The following is a 22,156-nucleotide window of genomic DNA, read 5'->3' as shown; positions in this document are numbered from 1 at the left end:
GCACGCCTCTGACGGCTCCCTTGCGGAATCGTAAAGTTGGCTTAAAACTGCCTCGGGTAACGGGTGATTGCGGTCGACTGGGTTTGCTCCACGGAGCGTCACAGCGGTCGTGATGGGTACGTACTCGGTAAGGGCCAGGGATCGTTGGGAGCTCGTAGGGAGCCTTCCGGAACCTGGTGACCGGCCCGGGCGTCATAGCCATCGACGACCGTGCCCCATCCTCCCGTGGCGGAGGCGAAGAGAAATACGTGCGACGTTAAACGCCAGACTTCGCCACCCCACGCCACGCCCAGGCATTAGACGGACGCAAGTCGAACGGAGTGGCCGCGCAAGCAGCCACCGCTCGACCCTGAGGGGTTCCCCTTGTCCAGGACAGGGGTGTGATGCGCCAACAGGTACGCACAGTGAAGTGATCGACACATGGTGTGATGTGACCCACGGTGTTGCCAGCGGTGCAACGGAAAGGAACGAGCGCTCATGCGCGAGATCCTCGGAAAGCGACGCAGGCTCCTGTCCCAGCGCAGCGACGGGGGGCCTGAGTTGATCGACTCGGCCCTCACCTTCGCGACGGAATGGCAGTGGCCCGTCCTCCCGGGGGCGACGGCGGATCAGCGGAGTGCCTCCCGCTGTACCTGCCCCGACCCCGAGTGCACGGTCCCCGGTGCTCACCCCTTCGACCCAGGCCTCCTCGCGGCCAGCACCGATGCGCGCATGGTGCGCTGGTGGTGGACAAACCGGCCGGCCGCACCGATCGTCCTGGCCACCGGGGGCACGGCTCCCTGCGCGGTCAGCCTCCCCGCCCTCGCGGCGTCGCGCGCGCTCGTGGCGCTCGACCGGCAGGGCATGCGGCTCGGCCCGGTGGCCGCCTCGCCGACCCGCTGGTTCATCCTTGTCCGGCCGTACACGATGGAGCAGTTGGGTGAACTGCTCTACGCCAAGGACTTCGTGCCCGGCTCCCTGCGCTTCCACGGCGAGGGTGGCTACATCGCCCTGCCCCCGTCCGAGACGGGCCGCGGCGACATCTGGTGGGAGCGCGCGCCTTTGCCCGGCTCGGCCTCGCCCTGGGTGCCCGACGTCGAGGCCGTGGTGGACGCAGTGGTGGACGCCCTCACTCGTACGGGTGTGAGCGCCCCCGAGTTGTAAGGGTGTCGGGCGTGCGGCGGACGGCACGCCCGGGTTCGCCCTCTATCTTCCGCTATATGAACCTTCGTCTCCTCGCCCTCGGGGGCGCCGTGGCATGCGCGATCGTGCTGCCCCTGGCCATGGCGTCCGCGGGGCCCGTGGGCGACGAAGGGCGCGCGGCCGGCACGTTTGCGTCCGGCAGGCGCGCGGCTGACGTGGCCGATACACGCGCCGCCGGGCAGGGCGGACAGACAGGGCGGGCCGGGCGTACGGATCCCAAGGCGCCGCCCGCCGAGCCCTCCCGGTCCCCGCTGACGCTCGGGCTGGGGCTGGCCACCGCCGCCCGCTGCGGCCCCGAACTCACCTCCCCCGACGGCGTGGAGGCGCAGACCTGCGTGCTGTCCCAGGGCCAGGACACCTGGGCGCGCACCTACTACCGCAACGCCACCGGACGCGCACTGGACGCGTTTCTGAGCCTCATGGGGCCCGCGGGCCGCACGATGCAGACGCACTGCGCCGTGGGCGCCGAGGACGAGCCGGAATCCTGCGAGACGCCCCATGAGCGGACTCGGGGGGACCTGGCGGCGTACACGGCGGTCGCGGAGTTCGCCCGAGCGGGCGATGGCGGGCCACTGCTGCTGCGCGCCGGGAGCAACTCCCGGTCGATCAACTCCCGATCGGCCAACTCGCAGGAGAGCACGGGGAGTTGACGTGTGCCGACACCCTGTAAACGGAGTCGGGCACGGAGCGGGGCCGGGGTCAGGGCAGAGAAAAACCCGGTTGCTGGCGACGGGGGATGCACCAGCAACCGGGCTCCTCGAACGTTAACAAGAGATCGGCGCTACGCAAATTCGATCTCTTGTTTTCATCGGCTTTCCGGACACCGGCGAATCGGCGCTTCTGGCGTCGACTCGCCTTGTGCGGACGGCAGTTGTGAGCAGGCTCACGCCAACCGCAGGCATCGGGGCTGCTGACCGGTCGGTCAGTGCGGCCGGGTTCCGTCCGTGTGCGTCAGCTGAGCGTCACCTGTCGGTTGGTCAGGCCGCCGCGCGCGCGACGCTCGTCGGCCGTGAGCGGTGCGTCCGAGGCCAGAGCGGTCGCGAGTCGCTCGGCGAACTCGGCGGCGGGCTTCTCCACGTCGTCCGCGGTGAGCGCGCTGGGCAGGTCCCAGACCGGCACCGTCAGACCGTGCGCCCGGAAGGAGCCCACCAACCGGGTGCCTTCCCCGAGGCCGGCGCCGCCGGCCGCGTGCAGCCGCGCGAGGGCGTCCAGAAGCTGCTCCTCCGGGTGCGGCATGACCCAGCGCAGGTGGTTCTTGTCCGGCGTCTCGCACCAGTACGCGGCGTCCACACCCGTCAGCTTCACGGTCGGGATCGCGGCGGCGTTGGCCCGCTCCAGGGAGGCGGCCACCTCCGGAGCGGCGTTCTCCGGGTCCGGCACCCAGAACTCGAAGCCGCTGTGCACAACTGGCTCGAAGGCGCCTTCGGGGTCGAGCAGGTCCTGCATCCGCGGGCCGTCCGCCGGGGCGCGGCGGGCCTGCACCGGAGTGCCGGGGTCCGCGGCCAGGGCCCGCTGCAGGGTGTCGGCCAGGTCGCGGCTGATGTCGCCCGACGGCGTGTCGTTCTGCAGGCCGAGCAGTACCGAGCCGTCGTCGCGGCGCAGGGCGGGCCAGGCCATCGGCAGCACGGTGGCGAGCGTGACCGACGGGACGCCCTCGGGCAGGCCGTCCTTCAGCGCCAGCTCGACGGTGGCGGCCGGGACCAGCTCGCGCAGTGCCACCCAGTCGCACTCGCCCGGCAGGCCGTCGAACGGGCGCTGCACCAGCTCGGTCACGGCATGCGCGGCGGCCCGGCCGTGACAGGCCTTGTAGCGGCGGCCACTGCCGCAAGGGCAGGGCTCCCGCGCGCCGACGACCGGGATGTCCGCGTCGTTGAGCTGCGGCCGCTTGGCCGTCGTCTGGGGTCGCTTCTTGGCCATCTGGGTGTCTCCCGGGTACGGCTCGTCTGGTACGGCGGGAGCCTAGCCGCTCGTACGCTCCGTCACGGGAACCTGTGGACAACCCATGGCCTGTGGAAAACCGGCGCGGACCTTGTTGTCCGCTTCGTACGGCCGGAGTTTCTTCTGTCCCGGTCCGGCCTGTCCGGCGCGTCCCGTGTCCCGTCCGGCAGGCCCGGCAGGTCCGGCAGGTCCGGCAGGCCCGGTAGGTCTCCGGCAGACCCGGCTGGTCCCGGCAGGTCTCCGCCAGGTCCGGCTAGTCCAGGTCGTCGAACGCGTCCGCGAAGTCGAGGCCGGGCATCGACGCCACCGAAGGGGCTGCGACCCGGGACGCGAAGTCGTCGCGTCGACAGCCGGCGTCGGGGTCGTACACGTCCGCGTGGACGACGACCCACACCGTGACCTCGCCGCGGGCGTCGTCCCGGACGCCCCAGTCGTCGGCCAGTGCCGTGATGATGTTGAGCCCGCGGCCGCCGTGCGCGGTCACGGAGGGAGTGGCCGGGGACGGACGGGTCGGGCCGCCGCCGTCGGTCACCTCGACCACCAGCCGGCCGCCCGGTTCGACACGCCATGCGGCCCGGACGTCGCCGTCCCCGACCAGGGCCTCGCCCAGCGGCCTGCCGTGCTTGCAGGCGTTGCTCAAGAGTTCGGAAAGGATCAGTACGGCGTCGTCGATGACCGACTCCGACACCCCGCCCCTGCGTAGTTGATCACGCATGCGGTGTCTTGCATTCCCCACGCCCGCAGGGCCATGGGGTACGGCCATGCTCGACGACGCGGGCACCTCCTGTGCCACCACCAACGCCACCCCCGAGACCTCCTTCGCCCCACGCCACGGTTTGGATGCCCCATTGGCCTGTACCGGAAACCGGCCAATGCGGGTCCGGCGACGCATTCGGAATGACCGAACACGGACCGAACGCGCCGGAGCACTCCCTGTGATGGACCTGTCAGCGAGTGGCTGGATTTGGACGGTATGGCTGAGAACGGAGAATGCTGTAGTGGTGCGGGCCGGGTCAAGAGGTGTGGATGGTGTGGATGGGGCTTCTGGGACTTCTGTGAGGCTTCTGTTACTTCCTCGGCCGTCGCTCCGTTCCCTCGGCCGCCGCTTCCGCGGCTGTCGGTTTCCTCAGCGGCCCAGTCGTTGCAGTACCGCGCGCGGGCGGTTGGTGATGATGGCGTCGATGCCCAGTTCGGCGCAGAGATCGACGTCTTCCGGTTCGTTCACGGTCCACACGTGCACCTGGTGGCCGGCCCGCTTCAGGCGCTCGATGTACGCCGGGTGGTTGCGCACGATCCGGATCGAGGGGCCGGCGATCCCGACCCCCGCGGGCAGCCGCCCGTCGCGCAGCCGGGGCGAGACGAACTGCATCAGGTAGACCGTCGGCATCGTGGGCGCGGCGGCACGCACGCGGTGCAGCGAGCGGGCCGAGAAACTCATGATCCGCACCGGGGAGTCGGCCGCCGAGGCCGGCGCGTCCAGCCCGAACCGCTTCAGGAGCACCAGCAGCCGCTCCTCCACCTGTCCGGCCCAGCGCGTCGGATGCTTGGTCTCGATGGCCAGCTCCACCCGGCGCCCCGCGTCGGAGACGAGCTCCAGCAGTCGCTCCAGGGTCAGGACGGACGTCTCCTCGCGGTCCTCCGGGCGGACCTCCCAGTCGGGATCCTCCTCGCGCGCGTGCCAGGCCTCGCGTGCCTCTCTCGTCTTCCAGGAACCCGTCTTCCAGGAGCCGAAGTCCAGCGCCGCGAGGTCGGCGAGTTCCAGGGCGGAGACCGCGCCGCGGCCGTTGGACGTACGGTTGACGCGGCGGTCGTGTACGCAGACGAGATGGCCGTCCGCGGTCAGCCGTACATCGCACTCGAGGGCGTCCGCACCGTCCTCGATCGCCTTCTTGTACGCGGCCAGGGTGTGCTCGGGGGCCTCCTCGGAAGCCCCTCGGTGAGCGACGACTTGAATGTGGTGCTGCCGTGCGTGGGTCACCGCGTCATGGTGCCACCGGGGTGCGGTCGTCTGAGAACCCTCTGAGATGTTTCGAGGATGCGCACTTATTGTGCGTAATGGGCCATATAAAGGATGGTCACGGACCCACAGCCACCGCTTATGGTGCTCTGACGGCCCGTGGGAAAAGCTGGGACATGCAAAAGCACCTGCACAGCTTCAGCGCGCCGGGTCGAGGACAAAGCGTGCGACGAAGCGCGACAGCGCGGACGTGCGCCAGCTGAGTGCGACCTAGTGCGACCGACGACAGCCGTGGATCGAGGAGAAGAGCTGTGAGCACCGAGAACGAGGGCACCAACGAGGGCACCCAGGTACCCCCGGCCCCGTCCGCACCCCCCGTGCCGGTGGATTCTCCCTCGGCCTCACCGCAGTCGGCCGCGCCGGACTCCGGCGCACCCACGACCCCGCTGCCGGTGACGCCCGAGCAGGCGCCGGAAGCCGCGCCTGCCCCCGTGGGAGGCGCGCCGGAGGGCGGCTGGCCGCCGCCCACCGTGCCTCAGGCGGCCCCGGCCCCGGTCGACGGCGACTGGCCGCCGCCGACCGCTCCGCAGACCTCCACGGCCCCGCAGGGCTCTCCGGTCGCCTCCGGGGGCGACTGGCAGAACCCGCCCCCGGCCACGCCGCTGTACGCCGAGGCCGGCGTGGGCGTCGGCGCGGCCACGCACGCGTACGGCGAGGGCGCCCCCTCAGCCGCCGGCGCAGGCGGCGCGGGGGGTGCCGACGGGACCGTCTGGGGCGCCGCGTACCAGCAGCCCGCGCCCAAGCCCTCCCGTGGCCGCGGCGGCCTGGTCGCCGCGGTCCTGGTGGCCGCGCTGGTCGCGGGCGGCCTGGGCGGCGGCCTCGGCTACACGCTGGCCAAGAACGACGACGACAGAGGCTCGACCACCGTCTCCGCCTCCACCAACGGCGGCGACGTCAAGCGCGAGCCGGGCACGGTCGCCGGGGTCGCGGCGAGCGCCCTGCCCAGCACGGTGACCATCGAGGCCGAGTCCAGCAGTGGCGAGGGCGGCACCGGCACGGGCTTCGTCTTCGACACCCAGGGGCACATCGTCACCAACAACCACGTCGTCGCGGACGCGGTCGACGGCGGCAAGGTGACGGCCACCTTCCCGGACGGCAAGAAGTACGACGCCGAGGTCGTCGGGCACGCGCAGGGCTACGACGTCGCCGTCATCAAGCTGAAGAACGCCCCCACGGACCTGAAGCCGCTGGCCCTCGGTGACTCCGACAAGGTGGCGGTCGGCGACTCCACGATCGCGATCGGCGCCCCCTTCGGCCTGTCCAACACGGTCACGACCGGCATCATCAGCGCGAAGAACCGCCCGGTCGCCTCCTCGGACGGCACCGGCAGCTCCTCCTCCTACATGAGCGCCCTGCAGACGGACGCCTCGATCAACCCGGGCAACTCCGGCGGCCCGCTGCTGGACGCCTCCGGCAACGTCATCGGCATCAACTCCGCGATCCAGTCCACCGGCAGCGGCGGCCTGGGCGGCACCACCCAGTCCGGCTCGATCGGCCTCGGCTTCGCCATCCCGATCAACCAGGCCAAGTACGTCGCCCAGCAGCTGATCAAGACGGGCGAGCCGGTGTACGCCAAGATCGGCGCGTCGGTCTCCCTGGAGGACTCCACGGGCGGCGCGAAGATCACCGACACGGGCGCGGGCGGCGCTTCCGCGGTCGAGTCCGGCGGCCCGGCGGACCAGGCCGGCCTCAAGCCCGGCGACGTCATCACCAAGCTCGACAGCATGGTGATCGACAGCGGCCCGACCCTGATCGGCGAGATCTGGACCCACCAGCCCGGCGACAAGGTCAAGATCACCTACGAGCGCGACGGCAAGTCCAACACCGTCGAACTCACCCTGGGCTCCCGCAAGGGCGACAGCTGACGCCCACGCGCGCGTACCCACCGGCGTCGGCGGACCCCATGTGGACCACGGCCCCCGCGAAACGCCCGCGGCCGGTACTCTGTACCCGCTCCGCCCCTGGTGGGCCGGGGCGCAGGTGGGTTGCCCGAGCGGCCTAAGGGAACGGTCTTGAAAACCGTCGTGGCAGCGATGTCACCGTGGGTTCAAATCCCACACCCACCGCGCAGGTCAGACGCTATGCAGGTCAGAAGGGGTGCCCCTCGGTCGAGGGGCACCCCTTCTGCGTTCAGCGTGTCTCACTCTGTCTCGCCCATATCCCAGCCTTGACCAGTGCGTATGGGCCATCTGCGGGCCAACGCGGGCCAGTCACCCGCCCTGGCGCACGAACTCAGGGCTGCACGCGTACCACGAACGGCTGGGCTTCCAGCACGTCCGCGCTGAGGGGCCGTCCCACAGGCTCTCAAGGTGGCTTGCTCAGCGGCCGGCGGGTGAACTCTCGAACTCTCCATGCCCCACGACCTCTTGCCTAGGTCCGCAGTGATCGCCCCACCCGGCTTCCCGCTACAACTGCACCCCAGGTTGTACGCCGACGACCACCCTGGTTGCAGGCGCAGTTGAACCCTTGGGTGGACGAGAAGGAACGGCCCCTGCAGCTAGCTTTTCCATGCACTCGGGGAACATCGCCCCGGGCGGGCTCCAACGCAGCCGGGTGGGACAGGCTCATCGGGCAGGCGATCGTGACCGATGCCCGAACGCGGTGCATGGGGACGTTCCCGTCGCGCTTTCACCCTCAGGAGATGGCCATGGCACGAGGAATTTCGTTCAGAGGCACCCGGAAGAAGCTCGCGGTCGCGGCCGCCGCCGCAGGGCTGGTCATAGCCTTCTCCGGCCAGGCTCAGGCTGCGGACTACGAGGCGACGACGAAAGACAAGTGCGCCTGGGTCGGTGGCGCCTACGACTACTACCGGACCGGGACGGTCAGCGGCCACCCGCTCTACAACACGAGCTGGAATTTCACCATCTTTGACAGGTGCACCGACGGCAAGGGTGCGGGGCTCTACACCACGTACTGGAAGTGGGAGAACGGAGGGTGGTGGTTCCACGATTACACCAAGCTCGGTTCCGACAGCAACGGCAACAACTACGACCCTGGCTACGCCGAGGGGTCCGGGTCCAAGGTCGACGAGGTGAAGCTGTACGTCTGCTTGGTCGGTGACAAGAGTTCCTGCGTGGCGCTGTTCTAGCGTTCCCAGGAGTCGGTCCGGGTGACCTCCCGACATACGGAGATGGCGTGGACGGCACGGGACCGGAGGAGGGGTCGGCGTGATCGCGGTGGCAGCGGCTCGGTCGCTGCCACTGGATCCGGGCAGTACACCTGCGGTCTCCAAGCCCAGGCGCGGGCTACTCGTGGAGTGCTTGGCGCAGCGCTTCGATGGCCATCGTGCGTGCGACAACGGTCGCTTTGGAGTCGCGGAGGCTGTCGAGCATGAGGAAGTCGTGGACCATCCCCAGCACTCGTACCGCCGTGACGTCCACTCCCGCCTCGCGCAGCTTGGATGCGTACGCCTCGCCTTCGTCACGCAGCACATCGGCCTCATCGGTGATGACCAAGGTGGGGGGAAGACCGCGGAGTTGCTCGATGTCGGCGCGCAGTGGTGAGGCATAGATTTCGGCGCGCTGCTCGGGGTCGGTGGTGTAGGCGTCCCAGAACCACTTCATCCCGTCGCGAGTGAGGTAGTAGCCGTCGGCGAACTGCTGGTACGAAGGGGTGTCGAAGTTGGCGTCGGTGACCGGGTACAGCAGCACCTGGGCCGCCAGGCGAACATCGCCGCGTTCCTTGGCCATCAGCGCGAACACGGCGGACATGTTGCCGCCGACCGAATCGCCGCAGACCGCCATCCGGGAGGCATCGAGGTTCCGCTCCTCGGCGTTCTGGACGATCCACTTGCCGACCGCGTAGTTCTGCTCGATCTGAGTGGGATATTTCGCCTCAGGGGCCAGGTCGTAGACCGGGAAGACCACCGCGGCATCCGTTCCGGTCGCCAGTTCCCGGACCAGTCGGTCGTGGGTGTTCTCATCGCCGAACACCCATCCGGCACCATGAATGTACAAAACCACCGGGAGGGTTTTCGTCGCCCCCTGGGGACGGATGATTCGGGCCCGGACCTGGCCGTATTGGCCTGCGTCGACGCTCGCCCACTCCTCGTCCACCGCGGGCTTGACCACCCCCTGCCCCGCCTGCAGATCATCAAGGATCTCTCGGCCGTTCTCCGGTGGGACTTCGTAGAGGCGCGGGTGCGGCTTCGTGGCATCCGCCAGTTCCTGGGCCGCAGGCTCCAGAACTGGCGTCGGGAGCAACGAAGAAATAGCCATGGGTGTGCCTCCTGCCGCAGAATTCGGTCGTGACGGCCGGGCCCGACCATCTCCCATCGTCTCTCAGCAGCGCAGCGGTGCAACTCTGGCAAGGTGCGGGAGCGAAGACGGTGTCGATCTCGTCGAACAGCAGCGTGGGCGTGGTTGGCCGGCGCTGGGGTGATCGATCGGTTCTGGTGATGACGGTTTCTTGACCGGTCCTGCGTTCGATCATGACCGCCTGTTAGGCGTGCCTTGAACGGCTGTGATGTGTCTTTGACGGGGGGCTCTCCGGGGCTCGCTCAGCGGCCCTGGGGGCCTTCTCGTCGCATCCTGATCGATCGTGAAGGACAAGCGTGTCTCGTTCATCTCGCGCCGCCGTGGCGGCCCGCGTCATTGGAACTCTCGCGGCTTCGGCCGCACTCGCCGTCGGCACCGCCGACACGGCGCTCGCGTGCACCATCGGTGACTTCTCCGCCGCCGCCGTCTGCGATGCAGGCGGCAACGGTGTCATCCGAGTCACCGACAAGGACGCCTCCGGCACTCCGGCCACCGTCTCGCTGTACCTGCAGTTGGATCAGCCGATCAACAACCAGCGGCTCGTCGACACCAAGACCATCGCGCACCCGACCGCTCAGGGCGTCACCGTCGATCTCAACCCCCTCGAATGGCATGCAGGGACGACGTTCCGGGTCCACGTCAAGGCGGGTGACCTCGTCGACGACGACATCCAGCCGCTGGTCGTCGTGGAGGACGAGAACTGCGCTTCCGCCAGTCCTTCGGCTTCGGCTTCGGCTTCGGGATCGGCATCGGCGTCGGCCTCGGCCGTCGGCACGCCGTCCGGTCAGGCTTCGGCCACGTCGGCACAGCCCTCCTCCTCGTCGGACTCGGACTCGGACTCGGCCTATGCCTCGGCTTCTGCGTCGCCCAGCAGCGTTCCGTCTGCCCTCGGCGGTAGTGGCAATCTCGCCGAGACCGGGGCGAGCAGCGGTACCGCCGTCATCGCCGGTGTCGCCGGGGCGCTCGTCGTGGTCGGCGGCGGCATCGTCCTCGGGTTGCGTCGTCGGGCGGATCGGCGGATCGCGCGCTGACGTACGCGTAGCTCAGTGCAGGTCCGGGCGGTGTGTTGTCATCCGGGCCGCCGAGGCGATCGTCCCCCTTGCCTCCCTGGCCGTCAGGCCCGTTCGTACGGCCGCGGAGACCAGGTCCTCGGTCAGGTCCGGGCCGATGCCGTCCTCGTAGGCCCGGCAGGCCGCCCAGAACAGGCGGGTGTTGCGTTGGCCCTCGTGGGCGGCCAGGACGAACTGGACCAGGCCTCGGCCGTGTGCGCCGCCCGCCGTCGAGGCCTGTGCCTGGCCGGCGTGGGGGGAGCGCGGGGGCGGGAGCAGCAGGCGCAGGAGGGAGCGCGGGCAGGGGGCCGGGGTGAGGTGGGTCGTGCCGGGGGCGGTGGCGTAGACACCGTGCGCGGTGCGGGAGCCGGGGCCGACCAGGTAGCCGCCGGCGCCCCGGATGTCGATCCCGGGGGCGAGACGGCCCGCCGAGTTGGGGACGACGACGTCCGGTGGGCCGGTGAGCCAGAGGTGCCGGCCGCCGGACGGGGTGAGGACGACGATCGTCGGCGGGATCGTGAAGAGGTGGCGCAGGGCCAGTTCGCGCAGGGCGGAGGTGGAATCCGTGTCCGACTTGGTGTCCAGGTCGACGCCGATGAGGTGGTACGGGGGCAGGCCGCAGGCGATGCCGTAGCCGGTGGCCCAGGGCGCGGCGGCGAACAGCGCGCGGATGCGGGCCGGGTCGGTGGAGGCGTCGTACACACCGTGGCCGGGGCGGCCGCACTCGCCGTGGCAGGGCGGGCCCGGGACGGGTTCCGGGGCGTCGCGGTGCGGGGAGCGCAGGGCCGGGAGCTTCGTTCGGGACAGGGGGATGACGGCCAGGCCGCGTTCGGCGGCCGACAGGGCGTGGGCGAGGGCCAGCGTGGTGGCCTGCCGGGGGTACCGGTCGGTGGTGGCCATGTATTCAGTATCGTACGCGTGTTCGAAGAAAGGAAGAGGGTGCGGTGCGACGCGCCCGGGGGCCGTCCGGTGACCCGGGAAATGGCGGGCGAGTGCCGTAACGCTTCGCCCCTTGTGGGGCCTGAGGGGCGCGTGTCCGACTTGCCGGGGGTTGTGTGGGCACGGGCAGGAAAAGTGGTGCTAGGGGTTTATCGACTTGTCATCACGCTTGAGTGCTAATCATGGCTTGCGGGGTGGTTCGCCGGGGATTCGGTGGGCAACTCTGGTCCTGCGACGTCGTCACACAGCGCCGGGACGGTCGGCCAACTGTCCTGGTGGAAGCCGTACTTCAGGTACTTCCGGTACTGCGGGTACTCACGCACTTCTCTTCTGGAGGAAAAAACATGGCAAGCATCCGTACCGCCCGCGTCATCGCCGCCGTCGCCGCCCTTCCGCTGGCCGCCGCCCTCTTCAGCGGCGTCGCGGTGGCGGACAACGGCGGATTCGCGGACGACGGATCGAATGCCGGCGTCGCGAGCATCGTCGGCAGCGGTGTCGGGGACGACAACAACGGCAACTCGGCCACGACGCAGCAGAACGCCGTGGGATCGGGCGCCTCGAACCAGAGCAACACCGCGCAGGTCAACGGCTCGGCGTTCACCGCGATCAACCAGGGCAACAGCAACGTGGCGGTCTCCTTCACCCCGCTGTGGTGGTGATCTGAGGGGGCCGGCGCTCGGGGCCGGCCCCCTCGGGGAGTGCCGTACTGGGTGTGCTTTGTGGGGTGGTAACGCGTCTGCGCGGCGGGGCTTCGGCTCCGCCGCGCAGACGTTTTCGCGTCCTGCCGCGATGTCCTGCCGCGACCTTGACAGGCCCCCGTATCTGACGGACAGTCAGAAACTCTCTCCCGTATCGGTCCTGGAAGGAGTGCTGTCGTGGACGACGGCGATCTCCACCCGCTGCTCAAGGCCTACGAGGGGCTGCCCGCCGCGGTCGCCGGCACCGGCCGGGACCCCGTCAACGCGCCCATGATCCGGCACTGGTGCGAGGCGATGGGCGACCTCAACCCGGCGTACACCGGGCCCGACGCGATCGCCCCGCCCACCATGCTCCAGGCGTGGATCATGGGCGGCCTGAGCGGTCACGAAGGGCGTGCGCAGGCCTATGACGAACTGCTCCGCCTGCTCGACGAGGCGGGCTGCACCTCGGTCGTCGCCACCGACTGCGAGCAGGAGTACGCGCGCCCGCTGCGGCCCGGGGACGAGGTCGCCTTCGACACGGTCATCGAGTCGGTCTCGCAGCGCAAGACGACCAAGCTGGGCACCGGGTACTTCGTCACGACCCGGACGGACGTACGCGTCGGCGAGAGTCTCGTCGGCACGCAACGCTTCCGCATCCTCAAGTACGCCCCCGCCCAGGCCCGCGACCGTTCGCGGAAACCCCAGGAACACCAGAAACCCCAGCAGACGCAGCCGACGGAGCCACCTCGGGCCCTCCGCCCCCGCCCCGTCGTCAATCGCGACAACGCCGGTTTCTGGAAGGGCGTGCGCGACCACCGGCTGCTGCTCCAGAGCTGCGCCGCCTGCGCCGTCCTCCGCTTTCCGTGGCTGCCCGGCTGCCAGTCCTGCGGGTCCCCGGAGTGGGACACCGTCGAGGCGTGCGGCGAGGGGACCGTGTTCTCGTACGTCGTCATGCACCATCCGCCGTTCCCGGCGTTCGATCCGCCGTACGCGATCGGGCTGGTCGAGCTGGCCGAGGGCGTGCGGATGGTCAGCAACGTGGTCGGGACGCCGTACGACAAGGTGCGGATCGGGATGCCGGTGCGGCTCGAATTCCGGGAGTACGACGACGAGTTGACGCTGCCCGTGTTCCAGGGGGTGACCGGGTGAACGCCGGTGACGTGCTGCCGCCGCTGGAGATCGAGGTCACCCGCACGCTGATCGTCGCCGGAGCCCTCGCCTCGCGTGACTACCAGGACGTCCACCACGATCCCGAGGCGGCCCGGCGGAAGGGGTCCCCCGACATCTTCATGAACATCCTCACCACCAACGGGCTGGTCGGCCGCTACATCACCGACCAGTTCGGCCCGCAGGTGGTCTTCCGCAAGGTCGCCATCCGGCTGGGGGTGCCCAACTACCCCGGGGACAGCCTGGTGTTGAGGGGCACGGTCGAGGAAGTCCGGGACGGGGACACGTTCGTGGTGCGCATCACCGGCGACAACGGCATCGGCCGGCATGTGAGCGGCACGGTGACGTTCGCCGTGCCGGGGTGGGGCGCGCAGGCGAAGGGCGAACGGCACGGCATCGGCACGGTGACGGTCACGGTCCAGGACGGAGGCCCGGCGTGAGCGTACGCACGCGGGACGACCTCGGCGGGCGCGCCGCGATCGTCGGCATCGGCGCCACCGAGTTCTCCAAGGACTCGGGACGCAGCGAACTGCGGCTGGCGGCGGAGGCGGTGCGGGCGGCCCTCGCCGACGCGGGGCTGACGCCCGCCGACGTGGACGGCCTGGTGACGTTCACGATGGACACCAGCCCCGAGATCACCGTGGCCCAGGCCTGTGGAATGGGCGAGCTGTCCTTCTTCTCCCGGGTCCACTACGGGGGCGGGGCGGCCTGTGCGACCGTCCAGCAGGCGGCGCTCGCCGTCGCGACCGGCGTGGCCGAGGTCGTCGTCTGCTATCGCGCCTTCAACGAGAGGTCGGGGCGTCGGTTCGGCTCGGGCGTACGGCATCGCGAGCCCTCGGCGGAGGGGACGGCGCTCGGCTGGACGCTGCCGTTCGGGCTGCTCACCCCCGCCTCCTGGGTGGCGATGGCGGCGCAGCGGTACCTGTACACGTACGGGCTGACCGCGCAGGACGCGTTCGGGCCGGTCGCCGTCACGGCCCGTCGGCACGCGGCGGGCAACCCGGCCGCCTACTTCCACGGCCGGCCGATCACCCTCGCCGACCATGCGGCCTCCCGCTGGATCGCGGAGCCGCTGCGGCTGCTCGACTGCTGCCAGGAGACGGACGGCGGCCAGGCCCTGGTCGTCACCTCGGTGGAGCGGGCCCGCGACCTGCCGCAGCCGCCCGCCGTGGTCGCCGCGGCCGCCCAGGGCGCCGGCCGGGCGCAGGAGCAGATGACCAGCTTCTACCGCGACGACCTGACGGGCCTGCCGGAGATGTCCGTGGTCGCCCGCCAGCTGTGGCGCGGCTCCGGGCTGGCGCCGGCCGACATCGACGTGGGGATCCTCTACGACCACTTCACGCCGTTCGTGCTGATGCAGTTGGAGGAGTTCGGCTTCTGCGCCCCCGGCGAGGCCGCGGCGTACGTGACGGAGGACCGGCTGCCGCTCAACACCCACGGCGGCCAGCTCGGGGAGGCCTATCTGCACGGCATGAACGGCATCGCCGAAGCCGTACGGCAGCTGCGCGGCACGTCCGTGAACCAGATACCGGGGGCCGCCCGCACCCTGGTGACGGCGGGCACCGGAGTGCCGACCTCGGGCCTGGTCCTGACCGCCGATGTATAGGCGGGGATGAGCCCCCAGGGGTCATCCCGTAGTAGTCGGCGTGTTCTCGTCCACCTTCAGGAGGTGGGGCAGGCACCACCCCTACAACCTGAGACGGAGTCGGCTTCGGGACCTGCGGCCGATCCGCCCGAGCGGGATCCGAACCTAGCGTGGAGCCATGACCACACTCGTCTGCACCAGCGCTTCGAACGGCAGGACGCGGCCTTCGCCGTACCCGTCCTTCGCGTCGTACGTCAGAGCCCGTCAGCCGGTGCTGCTGCGCACCGCCCGGTCGCTGACCGCGAACCCGAGCGACGCGGAGGATCTGCTGCAGACCGCGCTCACCAAGACGTATGTCGCGTGGGAGCGGATAGAGGACCATCGGGCGCTCGACGGCTATGTCCGCCGGGCGCTGGTGAACACCCGCACGTCGCAGTGGCGCAAGCGCAAGGTCGACGAGTACATGTGCGACGAGCTGCCGGAGCCGGATCCGGTGCCGGACGGGAACGACCCGGCCGAGCAGCAGGCGCTGCACGACGCGATGTGGCGGGCGATCACGAAGCTGCCCGCGCGACAGCGCGCGATGGTAGTCCTCAGGTACTACGAGGATCTCAGTGAGGCCCAGACGGCCGAAGTGCTCGGGGTCTCGGTCGGCACGGTGAAGTCGGCGGTCTCCAGGGCCCTGAGCAAGCTCCGCGAGGACCCCGAGCTGGTACTCGTCCGATAGGCGCTCGTCCGATAAGCGCTCGTGCGATATGCGCTCGTCCGATCAGCGGACGCCGCGCCGACGTGGTGTTTTGACCCGGGCTTTAACGTGACCTGATCGATCATCGCCACCTAGTGACATACCGAGTGGTATGTGCGCAGAATCAGCACAACCGTTACCACCGCGTAGGCAATGTCGCCGCCCTGGGAGGACGCCGTGCTGAGCACCATGCAGGACGTACCACTGCTGATCTCGAGGATTCTGACCCACGGGGCGAAGATCCACGGCACATCACAGGTGACCACCTGGACGGGCGAGGGCGAGCCGCAGCGCCGCTCCTTCGCCGAGATCGGCGACCGCGCCGCCCAACTGGCGCACGCCCTGCGCGACGACCTCGGGGTGACCGGCGACGACCGCGTGGCCACGCTCATGTGGAACAACGCAGAGCACGTCGAGGCCTACTTCGCGATCCCCGCCATGGGCGCCGTGCTGCACACCCTCAACCTGCGGCTGCCCCCCGAGCAGTTGGCGTGGATCGTCAACCACGCCGCCGACAAGGCCGTCATAGTCAACGGCTCCCTGCTGCCGCTGCTCGCCCCGCTGCTCCCGCACCTCAAGACGGTCGAGCACGTGGTCGTCTCCGGCCCGGGTGACCGCTCGCTCCTCGCGGACGTCCGCCCGCAGGTCCACGAGTACGAGGACCTGATCGCCGGCAAGCCCACCGGCTACGACTGGCCCGAGCTGGACGAACGCGCGGCCGCCGCCATGTGTTACACCTCCGGCACCACCGGCGACCCCAAGGGCGTGGTCTACAGCCACCGGTCGATCTATCTGCACTCCATGCAGGTCAACATGGCCCAGTCGATGGGCGTGACCGACGAGGACACCGCGCTGATCGTGGTCCCGCAGTTCCATGTCAACGCCTGGGGACTGCCGCACGCCACCTTCATGACCGGCGTGAACCTGCTGATGCCGGACCGCTTCCTGCAGCCCGCGCCCCTCGCCGAGATGATCGAGGCAGAGAAGCCCACCTACGCGGCGGCCGTCCCCACCATCTGGCAGGGCCTGCTCGCCGAGCTCACCGCCCGGCCGCGGGACGTCTCCACCCTCACCCAGGTCACCATCGGCGGCTCGGCCTGTCCGCCGGCCCTGATGGCGGCCTTCGACGACCTCGGCATGCGGGTCTGTCACGCCTGGGGCATGACGGAGACCTCCCCGCTCGGCACGATCGCCCGCCCGCCGGCCCACGCGGTCGGCACCGACGCGGAGTTCGGCTACCGCCTCACCCAGGGCCGCTTCCCGGCCGGCGTCGAGGCCCGCCTGAGCGGCCCCGGCGGCGAACGCCTCCCCTGGGACGGCGAGTCCGCGGGCGAGCTGGAGGTGCGCGGCGCGTGGATCGCGGGCGCCTACTACAACGGGCCCGACGCCGAACCCCTGCGCCCCGCCGACAAGTTCAGCGAGGACGGCTGGCTCAAGACGGGCGACGTCGGCACCATCTCCCCCGACGGCTTCCTCACCCTCACCGACCGCGCCAAGGACGTCATCAAGTCCGGCGGCGAGTGGATCTCGTCGGTGGACCTGGAGAACGCGCTGATGTCCCACCCGGCCGTCGCCGAGGCCGCCGTGGTCGCCGTCCCGGACGAGAAGTGGGGCGAGCGTCCGCTGGCCACGGTCGTCCTCAAGGAGGGCACGACCGCCGACTTCGAGTCCCTGCGCGCCTTCCTCGCCGCCGAGGGCGGGATCGCCAAGTGGCAGCTCCCGGAGCGCTGGACGATCATCGAGGCCGTCCCGAAGACCAGCGTCGGCAAGTTCGACAAGAAGGTGCTGCGCAGGCAGTACGCCGAGGGCGAGCTGGACGTCACCCGGCTCTGACGACCGGCCCCCGGTCCCGCCCGCTGTCCCGCTCCCCGTCCCACCCCCCCCGGTCCGTACGCCGGGCAGGTCACCTCGCGGCACCTGTCCGGCGTACCTCTGTCCGGCGTACCTCTGTCTGCCTGGGGTGCGGCGTCAGTCGTACCTCAGTTGGTGCCGATGCGGGCCAGCAGATCCACGATCCTGCCCTGCACCTCGGCACTGGTGGACCGCTCGGCGAGGAAGAGGACCGTCTCCCCCGACGCCAGCCGCGGCAGGTCCGCCTGGTCGACGGCGGCCGTGTAGACGACCAGCGGAGTGCGGTTGAGCTGCCCGTTCGCCCGCAGCCAGTCCAGGATCCCGGACTGGCGACGGTGCACCTGCATCAGGTCCATCACCACCAGGTTCGGCCGCAGCTGCCCGGCGAGCGTGACGGCGTCCGCGTCGCTCGCCGCCCGCGCCACCTGCATCCCGCGCCGCTCCAGCGTCGAGGTCAGCGCGAGGGCGATCTCGGCGTGCTCCTCGATGAGCAGCACCCGCGGCGGATGCTGCTCGCTGTCGCGCGGCGCGAGCGCCTTCAACAGGACGGCGGGGTCGGCGCCGTACGCGGCCTCGCGCGTCGCCTGCCCGAGCCCGGCCGTGACCAGCACCGGCACCTCGGCGGCGACGGCGGCCGTACGCAGCGACTGCAGCGCGGTGCGGGTGATCGGTCCGGTCAGCGGGTCCACGAACAGCGCGGCCGGGAAGGCGGCGATCTGCGCGTCGACCTCCTCGCGCGAGTTCACGATCACCGGACGGTAGCCACGGTCGCTGAGCGCCGCCTGCGTGCTGACGTCCGGCGCCGGCCACACCAGCAGCCGACGCGGATTGTCCAGCGGCTCCGGCGGCAGCTCGTCGTCCAGCGGCTGCGGGCGCGGCGGATCCGCCACCTCGACGGCCCCGCCGGGCCCGTCCAACGGCTCGGGTCCCTCGGCGGCGTTCTCGTCCGGGGCCCCTATGGCGTACGACCGCCCGGCCCCCTCGGTGTTCGTTCCACCGGGCACGAGCCGCACCTGCCCGGCGAGGGAGGGCTGCGGCACGGCCGGAGTGGGGGTGGGCGCGGCGGGTGCGACCGGGGGCTGAGCCGCCGGTGCCGCCGCGACGGCGGCCTGCGGCGGCTGCGCGGCTGCCGGGGGCTGCGGGGCCCTCGGGACCTGCGGGACGACGGGCTGCTCGGCCGACGGGTGCGGACGGGCCGTCTGCTCCGGGCGCGTCGCCGGATCGGGCGGGGTCCCCAGCTTGCGGCGGCGTCCGGAGCCACCGGGTCCGTGCGGGGCGGGGGTGGCCGTGGCCTGGGCCGCCTGGGCCTGCTGCACCGGCGTCGGCTGGGCGTGCTGGGTGTGCTGTGGGTGTTGGGCCTGCTGTGTCTGCTGCAGTTGCTGCACCTGCGCGGCCTGGCGGGTGAAGGGCACGCCCTGCCCCAGCGTCCGCACGCTGATCGCCCGCCCCTGCGTCGAGTGGGGGTCCATGGGCGCGGCGGCCTCGGCGGGCAACGGCTGAGCCGCCCGCGGCGGCCCGACGACGGCCTCGGGCGGCAGCGGGGTGCCTCCACCGGGAGTCGACGCCGCCGGGACGGCGGGCGCGGCCTGCGCGGCGGCGGGGGAGTTCTGGGCAGGACTCGGCACCGCCTCGGCCGGAAGCGGCTGCCCGACGCCGTCCTGCACCTGCACCTGTGCCTGCGCTTGTGCCTGCAATTGGGGCTGCAATTGGGGCTGAGGCAGGGGCTGAAGTTGCGGCTGGGGTTGCGGGTGAGGCTGTGCCTGGGGTTGTGACTGGAGCTGTGCCTGGGCCTGTGCCTGTGCCGGGACGGCGGCCTGGGCCACCGCGGGAACACCCTGCCCGGGCGCGCCGACGACCTCCGCGGCCTCCGCGGGGTGCGTGGCGGCCCGTCGGCGGCGGCCCGTGGGCGCGCTGGTGGGGTGCGGTTGCGGCGGGGTGTGGTCGTCGGCCTGGTCGAGCGGGACGGCGTCGTGACGTCCGTGGTCGATCGCGGAGTCCTCGACGGACCCCGCGCCGGGCGGCTGGGCCTGAGCCGGAATCGGAACCTGAACCGGCACCGGAGCGGGGCTCGGCACGGGCACGGGAGCGGGAGCGGGCATGGGGGCGGGAGCGGGGATGGGAACAGCGACCGGTACGGGACCCATAGCCGGAACGGGGCCCGAGGTCGGCACCGGCCCCGCCGCTCGGGCCTGCTCGGCCGCACTCGTACCGCCGGAGCCCTCCGGCACGCGGTCCGCCTCGGCGGGCGGCAGGGCGAACACCGCACGCGGCCCCGCCTCCTGCGCGGCGGCGCGCTCGTTCGCGGCGGCGAGGGCACGCCGACGGCGTCCGCTCGGCTGCCCGTTCTCCGCATCCCCGTCCGTGATCGAGGTCTCGGACGGGGCGCTCGCGAGCGCCGGCAGCGGCGCGGGCGGCAAGGCGTTCTGCAGCTGCTGAGGGCCGTCCGGCTCGCGCTGGGCCCGGCGTCCGCCCGGCACCACCGGTACGCCCTGGGGCGGAACGGTGCCGCCGAGCCCCGTACCCGAGGCGGCGGTCCCCGCGGCGTGCTCCGCGGCCGTGACGACGGCGCCCTCGCTCACCCCCGCGTCGGCCCCCGCGACAGCCCCGGCCCCGGCGATGGCGACCTCGGCAGACCGCCCACGCCGCCGCCCCGAGCCCCCCGCGCCTCCCGCACTCTCCACCTCGGCCGCCATCGGAAGCGACGCCTCGGCCGGCGTCTCCTCCACCGCCGCGGCCCCGGCACGCCTGCGCCGACGCCCGGTCGGAACCGCGGCTTCCACCTCGGCACCGCCCTCGGCGCCGGGGACGTCGCTCTCCAGGAAGGCGTCCACGGAGGACCGTCGGGCCCGCCGACGCCCACCGACGGCCTCCTCCTGCGAGGCCGCACCCGTACCGGTGCCCGTGCCGGCCGCGAGGGCGGGCAGGGCGGCCGCGGCCGGAGCCGGCACGGCCCCCGCGCCACCGCCCAACGGCACCTCCAGCACATACGCGCTGCCGCTCATGCCCGGCACCTCGTGCGTCTGCAGCACACCCCCGTGCGCCCGGACGATCCCCCGCACGATCGGCTCGTGCACGGGGTCGCCGCCGGCGTACGGCCCGCGCACCTCGATGCGCACGACCTCTCCCCGCTGCGCAGCCGCGACGACGACCGTGTTGTCCATGTAACCGCCCGCCGAGACGGGCGCGTTGCCGGTGGCGTCGACGCCCGCGACGTCGGCCACGAGATGCGCGAGCGCGGTCGCGAGGAGCCGCGGATCGACCTCCGCCTCGATGGGCGGCGCGTGCACGGCGAACTGGACCCGCCCCGGCCCGATGAGCTCCACCGCGCCGTCGACACCGGCGGCGACGACGGCGTCGAGCATCACCTTCGTACGGGCGACGGTCTCCACGCCGGTGTCGAGCCGCTGATAGCCGAGGACGTTGTCGATGAGCGTGGTGATCCGGGAGTAGCCGGCCGACAGGTGATGAAGCACCTGGTTGGCCTCGGGCCAGAGCTGACCGGCGTCGTCGGCGGCGAGCGCGGCCAGCTCGCGGCGCAGCTCGTCCAGCGGGCCGCGCAGGGAGTCCCCGAGCAGCGTGAGCAGCTGCTCGTGCCGCCCGGCGAGCGCCTCGTACCGGTCCTTCTCCCGCTCGCCCAGCGCGGCGTAGCGCTCCTCGCCGCCCGCGAGCTCCTCCTCGTGCCGCTCCTGCAGCTCCTCGAGCGCGGTGACGTGCTGCTGGCGCAGCGCGGTGAGGTCGGAGGCGTGCTCCTCGGAGAGCTTCTCCAGCTCCTCCGTGTGCCGCTTCTCGACGGCGTCCTTCTCCTCGGCGAGGGCGTCGTAGGACCGCCGGTCGGTGAAGGTCATGACAGCGCCGACGAGTTGGTCGCCGTCGCGCACGGGCGCGGTGGTCAGGTCGACGGAGACCTTCTCGCCGCCCTTCGACCACAACACCTGCCCCCGCACCCGGTGCTTGCGCCCGGAGCGCAGCGTGTCGGCGAGCGGCGACTCGTCGTAGGGGAACGGCGAGCCGTCGGCGCGCGAGTGCACCACGAGGGTGTGCAGCTCCTTGCCGCCGAGATCGCTCGCCCGGTAACCCAGTATCTGCGCGGCGGCCGGATTGACGAGCACGATCCGCCCGTCGGTGTCGGTGCCGACGACGCCCTCGGCGGCGGCCCGCAGGATCATCTCGGTCTGCCGCTGCGAACGCGCCAGCTCGGCCTCGGTGTCGACGGTGCCGGAGAGATCGCGGACGACGAGCATCAGCAGCTCGTCGGAGGCGGAGGTGTAGCCGTAGCCGTCATAGGCCTGCTGGCCGTTCTCCAGGTTCGCGCTGGTGACCTCGACGGGGAACTCGGACCCGTCGGTCCGCCGGGCGACCATCCGCGTCGGCTTGGTCTGCCCGCGCGGGTCCATGTGATCGGGGCGCCGCATGGACCCGGGGATGAGCTTGGAGTCGAACTGCGGCAGCAGATCGAGCAGCCCCCGTCCGACCAGGGCCGTCCCCGGCGTCTCGAAGGCCTCGAGCGCGATGGTGTTCGCGTTGACGACGGTCCCGTTGGCGTTGACCAGTACCAACGCGTCGGGAAGCGCGTCGAGTATGGCTGCGAGGCGAGCAGCGCCTCGGGATGGCCTGCTGCTCACGAGTCGCTTCCTCCCTGTTACCGCACCTTGCCCACCGCTCAGGCCATCTTGCCAACCGGCCCGCAACGTGTCACGCGAGGGAGTCTAAGGGCTGGGGTCCCGCCGACGGAGCCGGATGAGAGGGA

At 71.4% G+C, this 22,156-nt stretch carries 17 protein-coding genes and 1 tRNA gene; 12 read left to right on the top strand and 6 right to left on the bottom strand.

The window, feature by feature from the left end; all coding sequences use genetic code 11:
• Nucleotides 1-477 precede the first annotated feature (477 nt).
• Complete coding sequence (locus tag ABZ725_RS09720) at nucleotides 478-1,143, top strand: bifunctional DNA primase/polymerase (RefSeq protein ID WP_358802194.1); 666 nt, start codon at nucleotides 478-480, stop codon at nucleotides 1,141-1,143.
• 56 nt (nucleotides 1,144-1,199) lie between these two features.
• The gene (locus tag ABZ725_RS09715; RefSeq protein WP_358802193.1) at nucleotides 1,200-1,832 is read left to right on the top strand and encodes a hypothetical protein; all 633 of its coding nucleotides are present in this window, start codon (nucleotides 1,200-1,202) and stop codon (nucleotides 1,830-1,832) included.
• Nucleotides 1,833-2,133: 301 nt separating this feature from the next.
• On the opposite strand, the gene ABZ725_RS09710 is transcribed toward ABZ725_RS09715, so the two are convergent.
• The 3 genes from ABZ725_RS09710 to ABZ725_RS09700 form a co-directional block, all read right to left on the bottom strand.
• Entirely contained in the window at nucleotides 2,134-3,099 is a 966-nt protein-coding gene (locus tag ABZ725_RS09710; protein ID WP_358802192.1) for a DUF5926 family protein, read from the bottom strand.
• A 274-nt stretch (nucleotides 3,100-3,373) separates the two neighbouring features.
• Nucleotides 3,374-4,012 carry an ATP-binding protein gene (locus ABZ725_RS09705; protein ID WP_358802191.1) on the bottom strand — a complete coding sequence of 213 codons (639 nt, stop codon included), beginning with the start codon at nucleotides 4,010-4,012 and terminating at the stop codon, nucleotides 3,374-3,376.
• A 234-nt stretch (nucleotides 4,013-4,246) separates the two neighbouring features.
• On the bottom strand, nucleotides 4,247-5,098 hold the full coding sequence (locus ABZ725_RS09700; protein WP_351907732.1) for a glycerophosphodiester phosphodiesterase: 852 nt from the start codon (nucleotides 5,096-5,098) through the stop codon (nucleotides 4,247-4,249).
• A 290-nt stretch (nucleotides 5,099-5,388) separates the two neighbouring features.
• Between ABZ725_RS09700 and ABZ725_RS09695 the strand changes: the two genes are divergently transcribed.
• The 3 genes from ABZ725_RS09695 to ABZ725_RS09685 all read left to right on the top strand — a co-directional run bounded on the left by ABZ725_RS09695 (nucleotide 5,389) and on the right by ABZ725_RS09685 (nucleotide 8,225).
• Nucleotides 5,389-7,002, top strand: a complete 1,614-nt coding sequence (locus tag ABZ725_RS09695) for a trypsin-like peptidase domain-containing protein (RefSeq protein ID WP_358802190.1) — start codon at nucleotides 5,389-5,391, stop codon at nucleotides 7,000-7,002.
• Nucleotides 7,003-7,116: 114 nt separating this feature from the next.
• A tRNA-Ser gene (locus ABZ725_RS09690) sits at nucleotides 7,117-7,203 on the top strand.
• Between the two features lie 581 nt (nucleotides 7,204-7,784).
• Nucleotides 7,785-8,225 carry a Tat pathway signal protein gene (locus tag ABZ725_RS09685; protein ID WP_358802189.1) on the top strand — a complete coding sequence of 147 codons (441 nt, stop codon included), beginning with the start codon at nucleotides 7,785-7,787 and terminating at the stop codon, nucleotides 8,223-8,225.
• A 157-nt stretch (nucleotides 8,226-8,382) separates the two neighbouring features.
• Here the strand turns inward: ABZ725_RS09685 and ABZ725_RS09680 are convergent, their stop codons facing one another.
• Entirely contained in the window at nucleotides 8,383-9,348 is a 966-nt protein-coding gene (locus ABZ725_RS09680; RefSeq protein WP_358802740.1) for an alpha/beta hydrolase, read from the bottom strand.
• 341 nt (nucleotides 9,349-9,689) lie between these two features.
• Here ABZ725_RS09680 and ABZ725_RS09675 point away from each other — a divergent pair, with 341 nt between their 5' ends.
• Nucleotides 9,690-10,424: an LAETG motif-containing sortase-dependent surface protein gene (locus tag ABZ725_RS09675; RefSeq protein WP_358802188.1), complete on the top strand. Its 735-nt coding sequence runs from the start codon at nucleotides 9,690-9,692 to the stop codon at nucleotides 10,422-10,424.
• A 12-nt stretch (nucleotides 10,425-10,436) separates the two neighbouring features.
• On the opposite strand, the gene ABZ725_RS09670 is transcribed toward ABZ725_RS09675, so the two are convergent.
• Nucleotides 10,437-11,342, bottom strand: a complete 906-nt coding sequence (locus tag ABZ725_RS09670; RefSeq protein ID WP_358802187.1) for a bifunctional DNA primase/polymerase — start codon at nucleotides 11,340-11,342, stop codon at nucleotides 10,437-10,439.
• Nucleotides 11,343-11,725: 383 nt separating this feature from the next.
• Here ABZ725_RS09670 and ABZ725_RS09665 point away from each other — a divergent pair, with 383 nt between their 5' ends.
• From ABZ725_RS09665 to ABZ725_RS09640, 6 genes are all read left to right on the top strand, one after another.
• Entirely contained in the window at nucleotides 11,726-12,040 is a 315-nt protein-coding gene (locus tag ABZ725_RS09665) for a hypothetical protein (protein ID WP_358802186.1), read from the top strand.
• A gap of 216 nt (nucleotides 12,041-12,256) precedes the next feature.
• Complete coding sequence (locus ABZ725_RS09660; RefSeq protein WP_358802185.1) at nucleotides 12,257-13,210, top strand: bifunctional MaoC family dehydratase N-terminal/OB-fold nucleic acid binding domain-containing protein; 954 nt, start codon at nucleotides 12,257-12,259, stop codon at nucleotides 13,208-13,210.
• The gene (locus tag ABZ725_RS09655) at nucleotides 13,207-13,668 is read left to right on the top strand and encodes a MaoC/PaaZ C-terminal domain-containing protein (RefSeq protein WP_358802184.1); all 462 of its coding nucleotides are present in this window, start codon (nucleotides 13,207-13,209) and stop codon (nucleotides 13,666-13,668) included. Before ABZ725_RS09660 ends, ABZ725_RS09655 begins: the two co-directional genes overlap by 4 nt.
• On the top strand, nucleotides 13,665-14,834 hold the full coding sequence (locus ABZ725_RS09650; RefSeq protein WP_358802183.1) for a lipid-transfer protein: 1,170 nt from the start codon (nucleotides 13,665-13,667) through the stop codon (nucleotides 14,832-14,834). Before ABZ725_RS09655 ends, ABZ725_RS09650 begins: the two co-directional genes overlap by 4 nt.
• Nucleotides 14,835-14,991: 157 nt before the next feature.
• The gene (locus tag ABZ725_RS09645; RefSeq protein WP_351907751.1) at nucleotides 14,992-15,540 is read left to right on the top strand and encodes a SigE family RNA polymerase sigma factor; all 549 of its coding nucleotides are present in this window, start codon (nucleotides 14,992-14,994) and stop codon (nucleotides 15,538-15,540) included.
• 195 nt (nucleotides 15,541-15,735) lie between these two features.
• Nucleotides 15,736-17,391 (top strand): long-chain fatty acid--CoA ligase, encoded by a 1,656-nt coding sequence (locus tag ABZ725_RS09640; RefSeq protein WP_358802182.1) that lies wholly within the window; start codon nucleotides 15,736-15,738, stop codon nucleotides 17,389-17,391.
• A 146-nt stretch (nucleotides 17,392-17,537) separates the two neighbouring features.
• On the opposite strand, the gene ABZ725_RS09635 is transcribed toward ABZ725_RS09640, so the two are convergent.
• Nucleotides 17,538-22,031, bottom strand: coding sequence for a PAS domain-containing protein (locus ABZ725_RS09635; protein ID WP_358802181.1), 4,494 nt, complete (start codon nucleotides 22,029-22,031; stop codon nucleotides 17,538-17,540).
• Nucleotides 22,032-22,156 lie beyond the last annotated feature (125 nt).

This window comes from Streptomyces sp. NPDC006872, from assembly GCF_040635845.1.
In the GTDB taxonomy this organism is placed as follows: domain Bacteria; phylum Actinomycetota; class Actinomycetes; order Streptomycetales; family Streptomycetaceae; genus Streptomyces.
This window is presented reverse-complemented; position numbering and strand designations above follow the sequence as displayed.